Consider the following 19,590-nt stretch of genomic DNA (forward strand, 5'->3'; position numbering starts at 1 on the left):
ATGTAAATCTCCACCTTAGTAATTGTTGCCAATACGTATAGTACTATGTTAATATATTATCCGTTATAAATCAATAATCAACTGGAGGTTTCACATGAAAAAGTTTCTAGGTTTATTACTTTTATTTTTAATGATTTCATTTTCAAAGAGTGCAATTGCAGCTTCGAATCAAGATGTCATTATTAATAAAGATAATAGTATTGCTAACATAACAGTGCAAGAAAAAGGGGACTATTTTAAGGTTTATGATGAAAAAAACAAATTAATTTATAATGGTTCTTCTAATAAATTGAAGGTTAATATCAGTGAAAATATTCAAAAGTATAAAATAGGTGTTTATAACAAAAAAAAATTATCAAAAGTAATTGCGATTAAAATTGATAATAGTTCTAAAATTCAACAAGAAAAACCAAAAGCTCAGTCGGAAGGGTTTACAATTTTAAGCAAAAATAGTGATCTTGAAAATAAAAAATTGGAATACAATAAGGATATTAATGAATATCCCGAACAGAAAAGCGTTGACAAATCGATAGAACAAAACGGTTTGCAAGTTCAATCTAGTTCTGATGGGGTCTCTCTGTCTTGGAATAAAATCACAGGAAGCAATAATGTTTATAAAATATATAAAAATGAGAAGCTTATTAAAGTAACTAAAAATTTAAACTATCGTGATACAAATGTTAAAACTGGAAAAAGATATACATATACGGTAGAAACAAAAGTTCCACTTGGCAAGACATCAATTAATAAAGTCAATAAAAAATTAAAAAAACAAAAGATTGATAAGAAAAAATTAAGTATGGATGAAAAAGATAATTTATATAATATAAGTGCAGTTTTATCCAGCATTGTTGATGTGCCAGAAGTTTCAGAAGAGTCATTAAAAACTCAAAATCAACTTGTTGAAACTAGTAACGTAAAATCTCAAAAAGGATCGTCTAGTTTAGTAAAAGCGCAAAGCACATATTCTAAAACAGATGCGTTTAGTATTATTTATAATACTTTTATTCCTTATAAAACTGTAGCAGATCCCAATTTTATTAAAGGGGGCTATTTAAAAGGCGACAATAGAGGCTTTAATAGAGATGCTTCAAGTAGTCGTACTCATTCTATGGTTAATTTGCAATTTCAAAACCCAACATCAATACGGTTAGCTGAAAAGAAAATAGGAAAATCGTATAGATGTTCAGATAAGAATTGCAATAAAGTTCTTGAAAGCAATGTAGCCTCAAACAAGGGAATTTTTATCGATGTCGGCGCTGCTTCAAGTAAAAAACTCTCTTTCACTTTTTATCATACTGCAAAAATTCCTTTTGGAACAGGAGTTCCAGGAGTTTCTTATCCGTCAATTGATTCTCGTTGGACTTTAACAATGACAAATTCTTCACTTGTAATTAGTGGGCAACATGACAAAGCACCGAATCATGAGATTTATTTAGTATCCATGGCAGGTAAGGCTCAAACTCTTTATAGATTTTCTGTTTCAGGAACAGGTTCTTTTAAATACCTAGTAGATGTATTTCCTAAACAATCATTTAAAAAGACCTTCTAATTAGATAAAACCCCGAGTCAATTCAAACTCGGGGTTTTATTATTTAAATCATCTCATCTAACTAATCAAATCTATGTTGGTTTACCAAGATCCCAAGTTTATTAGATAAAATGACAAAAAAACAAGTGCATGAAATGTGTTTGAAACACAAATGTAATAAAATTTATCGCTAATTTGTCGAAACTTGATGGTATAATGATTCTCGTACATAAGGAATTAGTGTTTTTTACATATGATGTGAAATAAACGCTATACACCCAGATTAAGAGATGCACAGAATAATTAACCATAAACAATCATCATTCCTCGTAGAGTATGAGGAACGAAACTTGATGTTCAAAATACAATTCCAAATGAGAACAGGTTCACAGTAAAAGGGAGGATATAAAAAGTGAGAAAGAGTTTATTGACACTTGGTTTGGCTTCCGTCATCGGGACAAGCAGTTTTTTGATCCCATTTACAAGTAAAACTGCATCGGCGGAAACATTAGATGAAAAGAAACAAAAAATCGAAAGCAAGCAATCTGAGGTTGCTTCCAGCATTGAAGCGAAGGAAAAAGAATTAACTGAGCTTCAGGGAAATCAATCAAAGATTGAAAAAGAACTGAAAGACATTAACGCGAAGGCGCTCGATACAAGCAACAAAATTGAAGATAAAAAAGAAGAAAACGATAAAACAAAAGAAGAAATCAAAAAACTGAAAAAAGAAATTAAAGAGACTGAAGCCCGCATCGAAAAACGCAATGAAATCCTGAAAAAACGTGTTCGTTCTTTACAGGAAAGCGGCGGATCTCAAGGGTATATAGATGTCCTTTTAGGATCAACGAGCTTTGGTGACTTTATCTCACGTGCAACTGCGGTTTCATCTATTGTGGATGCAGACAAAGATTTAATCAAGCAGCAAGAGCAGGATAAAGCGAAGCTTGAAGATTCGGAAGCGGATTTGAATGACAAGCTGAAAGAAGTTCAAGCTGCACTGGCTAAATTAGAAACAATGCAAAAAGACCTTGATAAACAGCTTGATGAAAAAGACAAGCTTTTCGACGAAGCAAAAGAAAGCCAGAAGAAAACGGCTAAAGCGATTTCTGAATTAAAATCAGAAGCGTCTGACCTTGCAAACCAAAAAGCAGATACTGAAGAAGAACAAGCGCGTATCAAAAAACAACAAGAAGCTGCGGCTGCCCTGATCAAAAAGCAGGAAGAAGCACAAAAAGCATCTGATGAAACACAAACAGATGACAGCCAAACGGCTACAACTGAAACAGCAAAAGCAAGCTCATCTGATGATGATTCTTCAGACAACTCTTCTAAAGGTTCATCTAACAGTTCGTCTAACGGCTCATCTTCTAAGAAGAGCAGCAGCTCAAGCAATAACTCAGGCGGCACTGTCATCAGCAACTCAGGCGGAATTGAAGGCGCGATCAGCGTTGGTTCAAGCATTGTCGGACAATCCCCGTACAAGTTTGGCGGCGGACGCTCTCAGTCTGATATCAACAACCGTATTTTTGACTGCTCATCATTCGTTCGCTGGGCTTACGCTTCTGCAGGTGTCAACCTTGGACCTGTTAGTGGAACCACTACTGACACATTGATCAATAAAGGAAGAGCTGTAAGCGCGTCAGAAATGAAACGCGGAGACCTAGTCTTCTTTGATACTTACAAGAAGAATGGACACGTTGGTATTTATTTAGGAAACGGTACTTTCCTAAATGACAATACATCTCATGGTGTGTCAATTGATTCTATGAGTAACCCTTACTGGAAAAAATACTTCAATGGCAACGTAAGACGTGTTGTTCAATAATAAATAAGACAAGGGCCTTCTATGGACAGAAGGCTCTTTCTTTATTAATATACATACCCTTTTGAAATACATTTAATCGCGTTTCGAAAAAAATGAGCAAAAAAATGGCGTATCCCCATGAGATTTTATAGGATATGGGTAAGGAATACGTTTGATGGGGATTCTTATCATATAAGGAAGAGCCCAACTCGAAAAGACGTTTTAAGGAGTGAATGAGTGTGTCAGAAGAAAAAATATATGACGTGATTATTATCGGCGCGGGTCCCGCTGGGATGACGGCCGCTGTATACACATCTAGAGCAAACTTATCGACATTAATGATTGAAAGAGGAATTCCGGGCGGCCAAATGGCAAACACGGAAGATGTGGAGAACTATCCTGGTTTCGAAAGCATCCTCGGACCTGAGCTTTCCAACAAAATGTTTGAACACGCGAAGAAATTCGGCGCGGAATACGCTTATGGCGATATTAAAGAAATTGTGGACGGCAAAGAGTACAAAGTTGTGAAAGCCGGTTCAAAAGAATATAAAGCACGTGCTGTTATCATCGCCGCAGGTGCAGAGTATAAAAAAATCGGCGTGCCTGGCGAAAAAGAATTGGGCGGCCGCGGTGTTTCGTATTGTGCAGTATGTGACGGCGCTTTCTTTAAAGGCAAAGAGCTGGTTGTTATCGGCGGAGGAGACTCAGCGGTTGAAGAAGGCGTGTACTTAACACGTTTCGCTTCAAAAGTAACGATTGTACACAGACGTGACAAACTCCGTGCGCAAAGCATTCTCCAAGCGAGAGCGTTTGATAATGAAAAAGTAGATTTCTTATGGAATAAAACCGTGAAGGAAATTCATGAGGAAAACGGCAAAGTCGGCAAAGTGACGCTTGTGGATACGGTAACTGGTGAAGAAAGTGAATTCACAACAGACGGCGTATTCATTTATATCGGTATGCTTCCTCTGTCTAAACCGTTTGAAAACCTTGGCATCACAAATGAAGAAGGCTACATCGAAACTAATGACCGAATGGAAACAAAGGTTGAAGGGATTTTCGCAGCCGGAGACATTCGCGAAAAATCATTGCGCCAAATCGTAACGGCTACAGGAGACGGAAGTATTGCGGCACAAAGCGTACAGCATTATGTCGAAGAGCTCCAGGAAACGCTGAAAACCTTAAAATAAAAAGGGCTGTCATACGAGTTTCACATAACGTTACTGGGTTTTAATTCCGCTGTAACAGTTGTGTAAAACTTATCGGTTATGATTAATAAAGTAATTGACCCCCTTTTTATAATGAATACACTTTTGGCACGGATTCTCCAGTTATCCGTGTCCTTTTTTTGTCCAAAAATAAAAGACAATTTCCTTTCACAATAAAATCATCTGAACGCGGGAAAGAATATGCTGTAAAATAGAAGAAAAGATTGTCAATGTCTCTTCATTGTGAGAGGCATCTTGAAACGGTATAATAAAGAGACGATGACAGGACGAGAAGGTTAGGTGACGTACTTGCAAAGAGTGACAAATTGTGTTCTCAAGGCGGATGACAAAGTTCTTCTTCTTCAAAAGCCAAGACGCGGCTGGTGGGTCGCGCCGGGAGGCAAGATGGAGAGCGGAGAATCAGTCAGGGATTCCGTCATCAGAGAATTCAGAGAAGAGACTGGTATCTATATCATAAATCCCCAGCTAAAAGGCGTTTTTACCTTTATTATTAAAGACGGTGACCACATTGTGTCTGAGTGGATGATGTTTACGTTTGTTGCTGATTCCTATACGGGAGAAAATGTGTCTGAATCAGAAGAAGGCATTTTGCAGTGGCACAATGTGAAGGATATTCAAAACCTGCCTATGGCCCCGGGAGACGGCCATATCCTCGACTTTATGATGAAGGGACAAGGGCTGCTGCACGGCACATTTACGTATACACCGGAGTTTGAGCTGCTCAGTTATCGTTTAGATCCGCAGCACATCAAATAGAAAGACAAGTCAGGGGGGAGAAAGATGAGTGTTAGTGAATCACATGATATTCAGCTTGTCATTATTACCGGTATGTCGGGAGCGGGAAAAACCGTTGCGATTCAAAGCTTTGAGGATCTCGGCTATTTCTGCGTCGATAATCTGCCGCCTTCATTGCTTCCGAAGTTTTTAGAGCTGATGAAGGAATCAAATTCGAAAATGAGCAAGGTCGCGCTTGTTATGGATTTGCGCGGCCGTGAATTTTTTGACCGGCTGATTGAGGCGCTGGATGAAATGGCGGAAAATCCGTGGATTACACCGCGAATTTTATTTTTAGACGCGAAGGATTCGATTCTCGTGACAAGATATAAAGAAACGAGACGTTCGCATCCGCTGGCAGTGACTGGTCTTCCGCTCGAAGGCATCGCGCTGGAACGTGAGCTGCTTGAGGAATTAAAAGGCCGCTCTCAAATGATTTATGATACATCAGACATGAAGCCGCGCGATCTGCGCGAGAAAATTGTAAAGCATTTTGCGACAAACCAAGGAGAGACATTTACGGTTAATGTCATGTCATTTGGTTTTAAATACGGTATTCCGATTGATGCCGATCTCGTCTTTGATGTCAGATTTTTGCCGAATCCATATTATATCGAAAGCATGAGGCCGCTGACCGGAAAAGATGAAGAGGTATCCTCTTACGTCATGAAGTGGAATGAAACACAAAAGTTCAATGAAAAATTAATCGATTTACTCAGCTTCATGCTGCCGTCCTACAAAAGAGAAGGAAAGAGCCAGCTCGTCATTGCGATCGGCTGCACAGGGGGCCAGCACCGCTCTGTGACACTTGCCGAGTATTTAGCTGACTATTTCAAAAAGGATTACTATACTCATGTTACTCACCGGGACATTGAAAAGAGAAGCCGGAAATAAGATGGGACAAAAACCGAAAATCGCAATCTTTGGCGGCGGCACAGGCCTTTCTGTATTGCTTCGGGGCTTAAAGCATAAACCCGTTGATATTACGGCGATTGTCACAGTTGCTGATGACGGAGGTAGCTCGGGGCGGCTGCGGAACGAACTGCAAATCCCGCCACCAGGAGACATCAGAAATGTACTTGCCGCTTTATCCGATGTGGAGCCGCTAGTTGAAGATCTCTTTCAGCACCGTTTTAATAAAGGGAACGACTTAACGGGTCATTCACTCGGAAATTTAATTTTGGCAGCGATGACGAATATAACCGGTGATTTTTTTCACGCTGTCACAGAAATGAGCAAGGTGCTGAATGTAAGAGGAAAGGTGTTGCCGGCAGCCAATGCCAGTGTTGTTCTGCATGCCGAAATGGAGGACGGCCGCGTGGTCTCAGGCGAGTCCACTATTCCGGAGTACGGCCAGCGTATTAAGCGCGTTTTTCTGACGCCTGAAAACATTGATCCGCTGCCGGAAACGATAGACGTGATCAGGGAAGCGGATCTGATTATTATCGGACCGGGAAGCCTTTATACCAGTATTCTTCCTAATTTGCTCGTCCCAAAAATTGGAGAAGAAGTGATCAAGGCGCCGGCGAAAAAAGTGTATATCTGCAACGTGATGACACAGCCCGGAGAAACGCTGCATTATACCGCTGCCGATCATGTGAAAGCGCTCAATCAGCATATGGGCTGCGGCTTTATCGATACCATACTTGTTAACAGTGAAGACATTCCTGACGAAATAAAACGTAAGTACGCAGTAGAATCGGCGCGTCCTGTTGATTTTGATATCGAAGAGCTGAAAGCGATGGGTCTTGAAGTTATCAGAGATCAAATCGTAACACATAAAAATGGCGTAATTCGTCACGATACACATAAAGTGGCTTCTCTTCTTGTCGATTTACTGAAAGAATGAAGCCTTGAAATGAGGTGGCTATATGTCATTTGCATCGGAAACAAAAAAAGAATTAACGAACCTGGAAGTGAAGGACTGCTGCATTAAGGCAGAGCTGTCTGCACTTATCCGAATGAATGGATCTTTATCATTTGCTAACCGCCATCTCGTACTTGATGTTCAAACTGAAAATGCAGCGATTGCCCGCCGCATCTATACATTGCTGAAAAGACAATATGATGTGTCGGTTGAGCTGCTGGTCAGAAAGAAAATGCGGCTGAAAAAGAATAACGTCTATATTGTGCGTTTTTCAGAGAATGCAAAGTTCATCTTAGAGGATTTAAAAATACTCGGCGAGAATTTTGTGTTTGAGCGAAATATTTCAAAAGAGCTTGTCAAAAAGAGATGCTGCAAGCGTTCTTACATGAGAGGGGCATTTTTGGCGGGAGGTTCAGTCAATAACCCGGAAACCTCCTCGTATCATTTAGAAATTTTTTCTCTCTATAAAGAGCATAACGATTCATTATGCGACCTGTTAAATGAGTTTCATTTAAACAGCAAAACGCTCGAACGGAAAAAAGGCTATATCACTTACTTAAAAGAGGCAGAAAAGATTACTGAATTTCTGAACGTAATCGGCGCACATAATTCGCTGCTGCGTTTTGAGGATGTCAGAATCGTCAGAGACATGAGAAATTCGGTTAATCGCCTTGTCAATTGTGAAACAGCCAACTTAAACAAAACCATCGGGGCTTCGCTCAGACAGGTAGAAAATATTAAATACATCGATGAAAGAATCGGCTTGGAGGCGCTTCCTGAAAAACTTCGGGAAATCGCGCAGCTGCGGATTGATTACCAGGAAGTGACGCTGAAAGAGCTGGGGGAAATGGTAGCGAGCGGAAAAATCAGCAAATCAGGGATCAATCACAGGCTGAGAAAACTTGACGAAATCGCAGAACAGCTGCGGACAGGGCAAACCGTCACTTTAAAATAACCGTAAAGAAAAGGGGAGATCTTATGGTTCAGCAGAAAGTGGAAGTTCGATTAAAGACAGGACTGCAGGCGCGTCCTGCTGCTTTGTTTGTACAAGAAGCAAACCGGTTTACGTCAGATGTGTTTCTTGAGAAGGATGGGAAAAAAGTAAATGCGAAAAGCATCATGGGACTGATGAGCCTTGCAGTAAGCACAGGCACAGAAGTCACATTGATTGCCGAGGGAGAAGATGAACAAGAGGCGCTGGAAAAGCTTTCGGCGTATGTTCAAGAGGAAGTTTAGGTGATGCAAAATGAATGATTTTCTGAAAGACTGTTTTAAGAAAATCGGCTGGAAGAAGGATCATGTCAGCTTCGACGATCTTCCCCTTTTTCTAAAAGCGATGGCGTACCGATACCCTTTTGAAAACCGGGCAGTTCTTGCAAAAGAGAATTATAAGGTAACCAAAGAGGAGCTTTGGCGCCGTCTGATCAAAGAGCAGCATGGGGGACTATGCTACGACCTGAATGGTTTTCTTTACTATGTCTTACGCGATGCCGGTTTTCATGTGAAGCTCATTCGCGGAACAGTTTATGCAGGAAAGCAAGAAGAGTGGGCATTAGAAGGAACCCATGCTGCTGTATGGCTGTCGGCAGAAAAGGGAGATTACATCGTTGATATTGGTTTTGGCATCAACCTGGCGCTGGAGCCGATACCGCTTTCCGGAGAAACGGTACAATCTCCTGTGGGAGCATTCCGAATCAAGGAAAAAGCGACGGAAATGGGCACCCATCTTCTGTTGATGGACAAAGGAGAAGGCTGGAAAATCGGTTATGCCTTTACCCTTGAAGAGAGGGATCCCGGTGATTTAGATGACATGAAGGACCTGATTCATTCTCATGAAAAATCTCCTTTTAACAAATCACTGCTCGCCTCAAAGTTGACACCGAACGGGCGGATGGTCATGTCAGACCGCCATTTTACGATTCATGAAAACGGCGGAGAAGGCCAAAAAAGTGACATCGCCCCTTCAGAGTTTGAAGAGAAATTAAACACTTATTTTTTGTAATGTGAAAAGCTTGCAGACATACTGCAAGCTTTTTCTTATGAACAAGTATTGATTACTACATCAAATGCATCTTCCGGGATATACAGTTTCCCTTTTTCATATTGATAAGGAATGTGATTCTCTTTAAAGCACTCTTTTTCGTATTCAGTCAGTGAATCTCCAATTTCTATGTATTCCCCGGTATAGTTCGGCTGGCATGCTGAAAGAGTTGACGTAATGGTTACAAGTAGCATGATTATCTTCATAATGACACCTACTTATTAAGAAATTTTCCCCTTTTTTCATTCTACCATAACGAATAGAAAAAGACCGATTTACTATCCCCCACATGCTATAATGAATTTTGGAATCTTCTAGAAAAATCAACGCGCTAGACATATAAGGGGGATAAACGTGTATCGGATCTTACTCGTGGAAGATGATGAACGGATTGCTTCATTGCTGGGCGGCCATCTTCAGAAATACGGATATCATATAAAAATAGCTGAAAAGCTGAATAACATAAAGGAAGAATTTGCGGAAATGAAACCGGATCTTGTGCTGCTCGATATTAATCTTCCTTTTTTTGACGGGTTTTATTGGTGCAGGCAAATCCGAACGGTTTCAAATGCTCCGATTATTTTTATCTCGGCGCGGACTGATGAACTGAATCAGGTGATGGCGATTGAGAACGGGGGCGATGACTATATCACAAAGCCGTTTCACTTAGAAGTCGTCATGGCCAAAATCAAAAGCGTGCTGCGCAGGACCTATGGTGAGTATTCTCCTTCTTTGTCCCAGGAATCAAGACTGGTGGAGCTTGGCGGTCTAACGATATATCCAGACCAATATGAAGCGGAGTGGAAGAACAGCCGCATCTCGTTTTCACAAAAAGAATTTCAGCTGCTTTCGATTTTCATAAGAGAGCACAAAAAAATTGTCTCGCGTGATGAATTGCTGGAGGCATTATGGGACGACGTTGATTTTGTTGATGATAATACATTAACGGTCAATGTCAATCGGCTGCGGAGAAAGCTGGAGAATGCCGGATTGAAAGATGCCATTGCAACCATCAGGGGGCAGGGCTATGTATTTGAAGTCAATCGGAAGGATGAACGGGAGTGTTAAAGACTTATATCATCGACCGATTAGCCATTATTCTTTTTTCCTTATTAAGCATAGGTGCCGCCATGTTTATCGCATATTTAAGCATTATAGAGAGCGGTGCCGAGCCTTCTGCAGAAAATATGATGTACATATGGGTTCTGCCTGGTGTCCTTTTGGCGGCCGGTTTTACTGCCGATTACATCCGGCAAGTGTCCTTTCTGGCATTTTTGAAAAAACTGGCCGACCAGGCACCCGCTTCAAATGACATAGGGCGGTCACTTGAAGCCCGCAAGCCAAGAACAAGAGAGCAAGCCCTCTGGACAAAAATGATTAACGCGCTTGGCGATCAATATGCCGGAAAGCTCTCACAATATATCAATAAACAAAAACAGCATTATACATTTACGAATCAATGGATTCACCATATGAAAACACCCGTATCCGTCATTTCCTTAATGATTCAAGAAGGAAAGAACGGGACCGCTTCTTCCTTTCAGACATTTTTAGAGGAGCTGGAAGATGAAAATGAACGGTTTCGCCATGGGCTGGATATGATGCTGCAAACAGCCCGGTTGGAGGAGTTCGCTTTTGATGTAAAACCAGAAACCTTTGATTTGACAGAGCTTGTCCGCTCATTGATCAATCAGGAAAAACGGCAGTTTATTAAACGGCGGCTTTTTCCGAAATTACATGTGCCATCAAACGCCGTCCAGGTTTCCAGTGATCAAAAGTGGCTCTCCTTTGTTGTGGAGCAAATCCTTTTCAATGCCCTGAAATATTCAAAGCAAGGCGCTGGGGACCATATTACCATCCGGATTGAAACGCAAGGCCGTGAAACGCGTTTATCAGTTGCAGATGACGGTATCGGCATTCCGGCGCAGGATCTTCCCCGGATTTTTGATCCGTTTTTTACTGGTGAAAACGGGCGAAGCATGACGCAGGCGACAGGAATGGGCCTATATTTGGCGAAAGAGGTGTGCAGCCAGCTGGGCCATAAACTGTACGCGCAATCAAAAGAGGGAGCGGGCACCGTGATGACAATCGTCTTTTCAAGTGACACCCTGGCGAATGTGACAGTATTGTAAGGTTCGAAAGCGAGATTGAAAGAAAGTTCGATGGGAGGCTGCTGACTTCCTTTTTATAATAAAGAAAAAAGGAGGATCAGAGGCATGAACGTGCTGCAAACAACGAAGCTGTCAAAAACATATTATTCAAATAAAGGAACGATGTCATATCAGGCACTTAGCGATTTTGACCTCAGTGTAAATAAAGGAGAATTTGTCGGCATCATGGGGCCGTCAGGAAGCGGAAAAACCACGCTCCTGAATTTGCTGGCCACCATTGATAAGCCGACCCAGGGCGAGATGATGATCAACGGCATTCAGCCGAAAACGTTAAAGGATCAAGAGATGGCTCTGTTTCGCAGAAGAGAGCTGGGCTTTGTCTTCCAAGACTTTAATCTGCTTGATACGCTGACGATTCGGGAAAACATCCTGCTTCCGCTCGCGTTGGACAAGGTAAAGCTGAGTGAAATGGAAAACCGCTTAGATGAACTGGCAGATACATTGCAAATCAAACATATTCTGGACCACCGTACATACGAAGTGTCCGGAGGCCAGCAGCAGCGTGCGGCCTGTGCAAGAGCCATTATTCATAATCCGGCTCTGATATTGGCAGATGAACCGACAGGCAACCTTGATTCAAAATCTGCAAAACAGGTCATGAACACGCTGGCTCAGCTAAATGAAGAAAAGGAAGCAACGATACTATTGGTTACGCATGATGCCACAGCGGCAAGCTTCTGTAAACGGATCGTCTTTATTAAAGACGGAAGATTTTTTTCAGAGATCCGCAGGGGAACGAATCAGCAGGTGTTTTATCAAAGTATCCTGGATACCCTGAGTGTGTTGGGAGGCGATTTTCATGAATTTGAGAACCATCGCCCGTAAGAACATTATTGGGAATCTGCAAAGATATGTTGCTTACTTTTTAAGCTGTGTGTTTGCCGTCTCGGTCTTTTTCGTCTTCACATCTTTTATTTTTCACCCGGATGTGACGGAAGACAATGTGTATGGCGGAAGCCTTGTGAAAACGTGTTTGAGCGCGGCTCTTATCGTCATCATCGTGTTTTGTATATTCTTTATTTCTTATTCAAATTCAGCATTTTTACAAGCGAGAAAAAAAGAGTTTGGCTTGTTTACGCTGTTCGGGACATCAAAGCAGCAGCTCCGAAAGATGATTTATTATGAGCAGTCGCTGATTTCTCTTGCGGCGATTGCGGCCGGTATCGGCACGGGGCTGTTATTTTCAAAACTGTTTTTTATGGTCATGACATGGATGCTCAGTGTGAAGGTGCCGATCTCGTTTGCGATTGTACCGAAAGCATTTGTGCTGACGGCGGTCGGTTTTCTCATATTGTTTCAAGTCCTGCTTATTTTATCGCTGGGGCAGATTCGCAAGCTCGAAATCATAGATTTGATTAAATCAGCTCAAAAACCTAAAAATTTACCGGCCTATTCAAAATGGCTCACTGTGCTGTCTTTGCTTTGTCTGGCTGGCGGTTATTATCTGTCTGCCACAGCCAATGCGATCGACATGATGTTTCGTGTCTTTCCGATTTTGATTTTAGTGTTAATCGGCACGTATTTCTTTTTTACACAAAGCAGTGTTGCGTTTTTCCGCATGCTGTACAGAAAGAAACACAGCTTTTACAAAGGAACCAATATCATTGTGCGTTCCAACATGATATTCAGGCTGAAAGATCACGCACGCATGCTGTTTTTAACCTCTGTGATTACAGCAGTCATTTTAACCGCTACAGGTGTGATCTATATGTTTTATGCTGATTTAGAAAGGCAGGAGGAGCAAAGCATTCCTCAATCTGTTGCCTGGGTGGAAAAAGACGCTTCCCGTTTTCAGGTTATGAAGCCTGAGACGGCTGAGAATACATTGAAAAGAGCAGATGCTGAGATTAAATATAAGGTGAATGCCACAGGTATTCCTGTTACATTTCAATCAGACTTGCCGTATGGAAACAGGAAGGCGGAAGCAGAGGCCTTGCTGATCTCAGAGAAAATCTATAATCAAGTCGCAAAGGAAAAAGGTTTTCCCGTTATTCATTTACAAGAAAATGAAGCGTTTATCAATGTTCCGTTTCAAATGATGGTGAAAGATACGTTCGGGGAAGGGGAAAAAGCAGCGTTTCATATGAAGTCAGGAAAATCACTTTCCTATGTCATGAAAAAGCAGCAAAACAAAGGGATATTGATGTCAGTCGGAGGAGTCAGCCGTTTATTGGTTGTCAGCGAAAAAAGCTTTGACAGCCTGACACAGGAGGTGCCGCTGAAGGATCAGACGAGAGTGGTAGGCTATGAGCTTGAGCATTGGCAGGAGACGGTGGACGTCTCTGAGAAGCTTGAAAACATGGTGCCGAAAGAACATACATCTGATTTTCAAACGCGTGCTCCGAGTTTTCAAGTTGTGAAGCAGGGAGTCGCATTAATGCTGTTTATCGGTCTGTTTGTCAGCGTGCTGTTTTTTATCGTTCAAGGAAGCATGCTGTATTTGCGGATGTTTACTGAAATAGAAGATACGAGAGTGCAAGTGTTAGCATTAAAGAGAATGGGGATTACGGACAAAGAGATTCACTCCATCCTTGGAAGACAGATTGGATTTTTGTTCTTCATCCCGTTTATCGCGGGCACGATTCACGCCGGTTTTGCGTATGTGGCGTTAAGCAACATGCTGAATGCTAACTTATTTCTTGAGGCCGTGATTGTCATCTTCATTTATTTTGTGTTCCAGGCTGTTTATTATATCGTCACTCGTCATATTTATAAGCGTGCTGTTCTCCAGCATATGTAATATGAAATCCGGTCTTCATCAGACCGGATTTTTTAATTTACTGAAATTCTCTTGTCAGATTTTTCGGTGTTTCCCCTTTGATAGCTGCGATCATGTTTTCAGCGGCCTGTTTACACATATTGAAACGCACTTTAGCTGTTGCTGAGCCAATATGCGGCAGTAGGGTGACATTATCGAGCTGCAAGAGCGGGTTGTCTTTTGCAACAGGTTCTTCTTCGTACACGTCTAAACCGGCACCGCGAATCCAGCCTTCTTGAAGAGCGCGGATGAGGGCTTTTTCATCAACCGTCTTTCCCCGGGAAATATTGACGAAAATTGCGGAATCCTTCATCAGTTTAAATTCACGTTCCCCGATCATGTGATACGTTTCGTCAGTCAGCGGAGTAATCAGCAGAACAAAATCTGATTGCTCCAGCAGTGTGTCAAGCTCAGCGTATTTGACGCCGATGCTTTCTTCAGTTTCTTGTTTGCGATGGCGGTTATGATAAAGCACGTCCATATCGAAACCGAATTTGGCGCGTCTGGCCGCTTGCTCGCCGATTCTGCCCATGCCGATAATGCCTAATGTTTGATGATGGACGTCAATGCCGAAAAGGTCTTCTTCTTCAACCGTACCCCATTTACCGGCCCGGACGAAACGGTCCAGTTCAGCAACACGTCTGGCCGATGATAGAATTAAAGAAAAGGCCAGATCGGCCACTGTGTCATCCAGTGTATAAGGCGTATGAGTGCCGACGACGCTTTTTTCTTTCATCGCTTCTATATCAAAATTATCGTAGCCGACGGATTGATTGCTGACGACCTTCAGCTTAGGAGCATGTTCAAGCAGCTCGCTGTTGATGGACGGCCCAGATGTTCCAGTAGTTAAAAGCCCTTCAGCATCTTTCATTTTTTCGAATAGCACCTCTTGCGGAAGTGTATCCTCCTGCCATATCTCATAGCGGCAATGCTCACTGATCATGTTTTCAATCTCTTCAGGAATCGGTTTGGTGATAAATACAAATGGTTTCAACAAGGCTCCCCCTTTATGGCTGTTGTCTATTTTATTATATCGGAAAGAAATAGAAGTTAGAAATATTGCTGCGTTTGTTAAAATTTCTGGTTCTTTTGAACTTAAAATGATCGTGATGAATGAAAAAATAGCAGCCTCTGCTTAAATAAGTTTTTTAATTATCTGAATTCGCCTATATTTTTTGTCAGACAAATCACCAAAATACCAGCAGAACCTGGATTATAGGATTCAATAAATATAAATTTTATTATCTTTGAAAGATATAAATTTTTGAGTTTTTATTTTACAGTCCAATTAGATCGTCTTTTGTTGAAAGCCTTTTCGCGGCCTGTTCCTATGCTATAATTCCTTACTGTAAGCTGGGTAAGAAGGCTTGCAAAATCATATGGATGGGAGATGAATTAGAATGGTTTCTTTAACATCAATTTTGGAACACAATCAGCAGTTTGTCAGAGAGAAGAAGTACGAACCCTACAAAACGACAAAATTCCCTTCAAAAAAGCTCGTTATTGTTACCTGTATGGATACAAGACTCACAGAACTTCTTCCGCAAGCAATGGGGCTTAAAAACGGCGACGCTAAGATTGTAAAAAACGCGGGAGCCATCGTTTCTCACCCATTTGGAAGTGTCATGCGCAGCATATTGGTCGCCATTTATGAATTGCAGGCTGAAGAGGTTTGCATTATCGGCCACCATGAATGCGGGATGTCAGGCCTGAATGCGGCCTCGATTCTTGAAAAAGCAAAGGAACGTGGGGTAGAAGCAAGCTGTCTGAGTTTGCTTGATAGCGCCGGATTAGACTTAAAAACTTGGCTGACCGGCTTTCACAGTGTGGAAGAAAGCGTTTCCCACAGTGTCAATCTGATCAAGAATCATCCGCTGCTGCCAAAAAAGCTGCCGGTTCACGGGCTTGTGATACACCCGGAGACAGGCAAACTTGATGTCGTGATTAACGGTTATGAAACTGAGTTCATAAAGACTAATTCATAAGGGAGGTTTTAACAAAATATGCGATTCTCTGGGAGATTCAAGGGATACAATTTGCAGAAATTTCAGAAAGACCTCATTGCAGGTATCGTAGTAGGAGTCGTGGCAATTCCTTTAGGGATGGCGTTTGCCATTGCCTCGGGAGTCGAGCCTGAATACGGGCTGTATACTGTTGTCGTGGCGGGGATCTGTATTTCTTTGTTCGGGGGATCTAAATATCAAATTGGCGGTCCGACTGGCGCGTTTGTCCCGATTTTATTCGGTATTGTGATGCAGTACGGGCTGGAAAATCTGCTGATAGCGGGATTTATGGCAGGCGTCATGCTGGTGCTGTTCGGATTGTTTAAGCTCGGCAAAATTATGAAGTATGTGCCGAAGCCAGTTATCGTCGGGTTTACGGCTGGAATCGCCGTGTTAATCTTCACTGAACAAATCGCTAATTTTCTCGGTTTGAAAAACGTAGAAAAACATGAGAACTTTCATCACAACATGTTTGAAATTGCACAGAAGCTCGGCACCTTTAACGGATATGCCATTTTGACAGCAGTCATCGGACTTGTCATTTTGCTTGTATCCGCCAAAGTGATGCCAAAAGTACCCGGAGCTTTATTGGCTCTTCTCATTTCTACGCTTGTTGCGGTTGTGTTTTTCCCTGACCGCATGGCAACGATTGGCTCAACCTATGGAGATATTCCTCGCCATTTGCCTGAATTTCAGTTTCCGGAGCTGACAATAGATAAAATGGTCATGCTGTTTCCGGCAGCGCTTGTCATCGCGCTTCTTGGCGGCCTCGAGTCAATATTATCCGCGATGGTTGCCGATAATATGAAAGGGTCAAAGCACGACAGCAACAAAGAGCTTGTCGGCCAGGGGATTGCGAATATGGCCGCGCCGCTGTTTGGCGGAATCCCGGCTACCGGAGCGATTGCGCGGACGGCAACCAATATTAAAAACGGAGCGGTTTCGCCTGTCTCAGGTGTCGTTCACGGCGTCGTGGTTCTTCTTGTACTGCTTGTATTCGCGCCTTATGCTTCCCACGTTCCGCTTGCAAGTATGGCGCCGATATTGATGGTTGTCGCATGGAATATGAGTGAGCGGAAGGAAGTCGCAAACATGCTGAGATTGAAAAACGCCGATTCCTTCATTTTAGCCGCTACCTTTGCCCTGACGGTTCTGTTTGATTTAATCGTCGGTGTGGCGACCGGATTGCTACTCGCATTTGTGTTCTTCATCAGAAGAATGAGTGAAGCGACCCGTATTCACAATCAGGAGTCTCATCCAGCTCTTGCGAAAGCGGCTAAGAGGGAGCAGGGGACAGATCCTTCTGTCAGCATGTACTCCATAGAAGGACCGCTGTTTTTCGGATCGATTGATTCGCTTGAATCGTCATTGTTAGAGCATGTACAGAAAAAGCCGAAGACCCTGATTTTACTCATGAATAAAGTGCATTACATGGATACGTCCGCAGAAGCGGTGCTTGTGAACATCATGAACAGAATTAAGCGCCACAACGGAAAGCTGATGATCGTAGGGCTGCAGTCTCAACCTAAAGAGCTCCTGCATAAAACAGGCCTCTTTCACAAAATAGGAAAGCAGCATTTCTTTGATCATCATGATGAAATCACAGGATGAAAAAACGGCCGACTAACGGCCGTTTTTTTTTTATGCATGCTCAAATCGCTTTGTCAGTTTTTCTTGGTGGGTTTTCATCACGTCTTCTAAAGAAACGCCGTACATATCAGCAAGGATGGCGATATTTCCGATGACGTCTCCCATTTCTTCAATCAATTCTTGTTTTTGCTCAGCTCGTGTCGATTCTTTCTCATCCGGCCGGTCTCTGCCGATTTCATATGCTCTGACAGCCCGTGCCAGCTCTCCGGCTTCCTCCATTAAAAACCCCACTCGAATAAACGGTCCGTATTCCGTCCAGCCCCTTTTTTCGTAAAACTCTTTCATCCATTTTTCAGCATCAGCCAGCTGCAACATCATCACTCCTGCATTCTTTATGTATTTCATATTGATATTATCACATGAAGATGGGACAATATATAGTGTGTTTTTTGAATGTTAACACGATATATAGATGCGGAGATGACGAGATGAAAACAATTTGTGTATTTGCGGGCTCAAACCCGGGGGGAAATGAAGCGTATAAAAGAAAAGCGACAGAGCTTGGCATGTATATGGCAGAGCAGGGAATCGGCCTGGTATACGGGGGCTCTCGTGTAGGGTTGATGGGCGCGATTGCCGATACGTTAATGGAAAACGGCGGCACTGCAATTGGCGTGATGCCAAGCGGCCTGTTCAGCGGAGAGGTTGTCCATCAAAATCTGACAGAGCTGATTGAAGTCAACGGCATGCACGAACGGAAGGCAAAAATGAGCGAACTGGCTGACGGCTATATCGCCATGCCGGGCGGTTTCGGTACATATGAAGAATTATTTGAAGTGCTTTGCTGGGCGCAGATCGGCATTCATCAAAAGCCGATCGGACTTTACAATGTGAACGGGTATTTTGAGCCGATGATGAAAATGGTCAAATACAGCATTCAGGAAGGATTTTCTAACGACTCTCATCTTAAACTGATCCACAGCTCTTCACGGCCCGATGAGTTAGTTGAGCAAATGAAGAACTACTCATATCCGATTTTAGAGAAAAAGTGGACAGAAATTTAAAAAAGAGCCCTCCGAAAGGAAGGCTCTTCTCGTTTTACTTTTGCTCTTCTGTGTTGCGAGTCAGAATTTTGTCAATCAGGCCGTATTCAAGCGCTTCTTCAGCAGACTTGAAGTTATCGCGGTCTGTGTCGCGTTCGATCACTTCAAGCGGCTGGCCAGTACGTTCAGCAAGCACTTTGTTTAATTTGTCGCGAAGCAAGAGAATACGTTTCGCGGCAATTTCAATTTCCGTTGCCTGACCTTGCGCACCGCCAAGAGGTTGGTGAATCATAACTTCACTGTTCGGAAGCGCATAGCGTTTGCCTTTTTCTCCGGCAGCAAGCAAGAACGCGCCCATTGACGCAGCCATACCGATACAAATTGTAGATACCTTCGGCTTAATAAACTGCATGGTATCATAGATCGCCATACCAGCCGTGATAGAGCCGCCCGGGCTGTTGATGTAAATGGAAATATCTTTTTCAGGGTCTTCCGCTTCTAAGAATAAAAGCTGTGACACGATGGAGTTCGCAACGTTGTCATCAATCGCAGATCCAAGCATGATGATACGATCCTTTAATAGACGAGAATAAATGTCATACGCTCTTTCCCCGCGGTTCGTTTGTTCAATGACTGTAGGTATTAAATTCATAATGCTCCTCCTTCACCTTTTAGGTAAGTATGTAGTTACATGATACATTTTTGGTCAATAAAGGTCAAACAAAAAGCTGGCTTGACATGCAAACTCTTCTCTTTTTCCCATTTTCCCCAAAAATACA

The 19,590-nt window shown here is 42.4% G+C and carries 20 protein-coding genes; 16 read left to right on the forward strand and 4 right to left on the reverse strand.

Going from position 1 to position 19,590, the window contains the following annotated elements; all coding sequences use genetic code 11:
• The first annotated feature begins 94 nt into the window (after positions 1-94).
• The 9 genes from ACQVGS_RS03540 to ACQVGS_RS03580 all read left to right on the forward strand — a co-directional run bounded on the left by ACQVGS_RS03540 (position 95) and on the right by ACQVGS_RS03580 (position 9,207).
• Complete coding sequence (locus ACQVGS_RS03540) at positions 95-1,552, forward strand: hypothetical protein (protein ID WP_198098055.1); 1,458 nt, start codon at positions 95-97, stop codon at positions 1,550-1,552.
• A gap of 391 nt (positions 1,553-1,943) precedes the next feature.
• Entirely contained in the window at positions 1,944-3,356 is a 1,413-nt protein-coding gene (gene cwlO / locus ACQVGS_RS03545) for a peptidoglycan DL-endopeptidase CwlO (RefSeq protein WP_198098054.1), read from the forward strand.
• Positions 3,357-3,574: 218 nt separating this feature from the next.
• Positions 3,575-4,525, forward strand: a complete 951-nt coding sequence (gene trxB / locus ACQVGS_RS03550) for a thioredoxin-disulfide reductase (RefSeq protein WP_024122970.1) — start codon at positions 3,575-3,577, stop codon at positions 4,523-4,525.
• Between the two features lie 318 nt (positions 4,526-4,843).
• Positions 4,844-5,320 carry an 8-oxo-dGTP diphosphatase gene (locus ACQVGS_RS03555; RefSeq protein WP_081638370.1) on the forward strand — a complete coding sequence of 159 codons (477 nt, stop codon included), beginning with the start codon at positions 4,844-4,846 and terminating at the stop codon, positions 5,318-5,320.
• 24 nt (positions 5,321-5,344) lie between these two features.
• Positions 5,345-6,232 carry an RNase adapter RapZ gene (rapZ, locus tag ACQVGS_RS03560; protein ID WP_059334990.1) on the forward strand — a complete coding sequence of 296 codons (888 nt, stop codon included), beginning with the start codon at positions 5,345-5,347 and terminating at the stop codon, positions 6,230-6,232.
• Between the two features lies 1 nt (position 6,233).
• Positions 6,234-7,187, forward strand: coding sequence for a gluconeogenesis morphogenetic factor (gene mgfK / locus ACQVGS_RS03565; RefSeq protein WP_326128047.1), 954 nt, complete (start codon positions 6,234-6,236; stop codon positions 7,185-7,187).
• Positions 7,188-7,209: 22 nt separating this feature from the next.
• Entirely contained in the window at positions 7,210-8,160 is a 951-nt protein-coding gene (gene whiA, locus ACQVGS_RS03570) for a DNA-binding protein WhiA (protein WP_024122966.1), read from the forward strand.
• A 23-nt stretch (positions 8,161-8,183) separates the two neighbouring features.
• Complete coding sequence (locus tag ACQVGS_RS03575; RefSeq protein WP_024122965.1) at positions 8,184-8,441, forward strand: HPr family phosphocarrier protein; 258 nt, start codon at positions 8,184-8,186, stop codon at positions 8,439-8,441.
• 10 nt (positions 8,442-8,451) lie between these two features.
• Positions 8,452-9,207, forward strand: a complete 756-nt coding sequence (locus ACQVGS_RS03580; protein ID WP_106019615.1) for an arylamine N-acetyltransferase family protein — start codon at positions 8,452-8,454, stop codon at positions 9,205-9,207.
• Between the two features lie 35 nt (positions 9,208-9,242).
• Here the strand turns inward: ACQVGS_RS03580 and ACQVGS_RS03585 are convergent, their stop codons facing one another.
• Positions 9,243-9,452, reverse strand: a complete 210-nt coding sequence (locus ACQVGS_RS03585) for a hypothetical protein (protein WP_010331995.1) — start codon at positions 9,450-9,452, stop codon at positions 9,243-9,245.
• A 148-nt stretch (positions 9,453-9,600) separates the two neighbouring features.
• Between ACQVGS_RS03585 and ACQVGS_RS03590 the strand changes: the two genes are divergently transcribed.
• The 4 genes from ACQVGS_RS03590 to ACQVGS_RS03605 all read left to right on the forward strand — a co-directional run bounded on the left by ACQVGS_RS03590 (position 9,601) and on the right by ACQVGS_RS03605 (position 14,157).
• The gene (locus tag ACQVGS_RS03590; RefSeq protein ID WP_106019614.1) at positions 9,601-10,314 is read left to right on the forward strand and encodes a response regulator transcription factor; all 714 of its coding nucleotides are present in this window, start codon (positions 9,601-9,603) and stop codon (positions 10,312-10,314) included.
• The gene (locus tag ACQVGS_RS03595; protein WP_106019613.1) at positions 10,308-11,378 is read left to right on the forward strand and encodes a HAMP domain-containing histidine kinase; all 1,071 of its coding nucleotides are present in this window, start codon (positions 10,308-10,310) and stop codon (positions 11,376-11,378) included. Before ACQVGS_RS03590 ends, ACQVGS_RS03595 begins: the two co-directional genes overlap by 7 nt.
• Before the next feature lie 84 nt (positions 11,379-11,462).
• Entirely contained in the window at positions 11,463-12,242 is a 780-nt protein-coding gene (gene psdA / locus ACQVGS_RS03600) for a lantibiotic ABC transporter ATP-binding protein PsdA (protein ID WP_024122961.1), read from the forward strand.
• Positions 12,217-14,157, forward strand: coding sequence for an FtsX-like permease family protein (locus ACQVGS_RS03605; RefSeq protein WP_105953978.1), 1,941 nt, complete (start codon positions 12,217-12,219; stop codon positions 14,155-14,157). Before psdA ends, ACQVGS_RS03605 begins: the two co-directional genes overlap by 26 nt.
• 37 nt (positions 14,158-14,194) lie before the next feature.
• On the opposite strand, the gene ACQVGS_RS03610 is transcribed toward ACQVGS_RS03605, so the two are convergent.
• The gene (locus ACQVGS_RS03610; protein ID WP_095712950.1) at positions 14,195-15,172 is read right to left on the reverse strand and encodes a 2-hydroxyacid dehydrogenase; all 978 of its coding nucleotides are present in this window, start codon (positions 15,170-15,172) and stop codon (positions 14,195-14,197) included.
• A 403-nt stretch (positions 15,173-15,575) separates the two neighbouring features.
• On the opposite strand from ACQVGS_RS03610, the gene ACQVGS_RS03615 reads away from it, so the two are divergent.
• Positions 15,576-16,160: a beta-class carbonic anhydrase gene (locus ACQVGS_RS03615; RefSeq protein ID WP_095712951.1), complete on the forward strand. Its 585-nt coding sequence runs from the start codon at positions 15,576-15,578 to the stop codon at positions 16,158-16,160.
• Positions 16,161-16,178: 18 nt separating this feature from the next.
• Complete coding sequence (locus ACQVGS_RS03620; protein ID WP_106019611.1) at positions 16,179-17,789, forward strand: SulP family inorganic anion transporter; 1,611 nt, start codon at positions 16,179-16,181, stop codon at positions 17,787-17,789.
• Positions 17,790-17,819: 30 nt separating this feature from the next.
• Here ACQVGS_RS03620 and ACQVGS_RS03625 read toward each other — a convergent pair whose 3' ends face one another.
• Positions 17,820-18,140 carry a MazG nucleotide pyrophosphohydrolase domain-containing protein gene (locus tag ACQVGS_RS03625; RefSeq protein WP_106019610.1) on the reverse strand — a complete coding sequence of 107 codons (321 nt, stop codon included), beginning with the start codon at positions 18,138-18,140 and terminating at the stop codon, positions 17,820-17,822.
• A gap of 116 nt (positions 18,141-18,256) precedes the next feature.
• On the opposite strand from ACQVGS_RS03625, the gene ACQVGS_RS03630 reads away from it, so the two are divergent.
• Positions 18,257-18,832 carry an LOG family protein gene (locus ACQVGS_RS03630; protein WP_106019609.1) on the forward strand — a complete coding sequence of 192 codons (576 nt, stop codon included), beginning with the start codon at positions 18,257-18,259 and terminating at the stop codon, positions 18,830-18,832.
• A gap of 34 nt (positions 18,833-18,866) precedes the next feature.
• On the opposite strand, the gene clpP is transcribed toward ACQVGS_RS03630, so the two are convergent.
• Complete coding sequence (gene clpP / locus ACQVGS_RS03635) at positions 18,867-19,463, reverse strand: ATP-dependent Clp endopeptidase proteolytic subunit ClpP (RefSeq protein WP_003219849.1); 597 nt, start codon at positions 19,461-19,463, stop codon at positions 18,867-18,869.
• Positions 19,464-19,590: the final 127 nt, after the last annotated feature.

Source organism: Bacillus sp. SD127 (assembly GCF_058566445.1).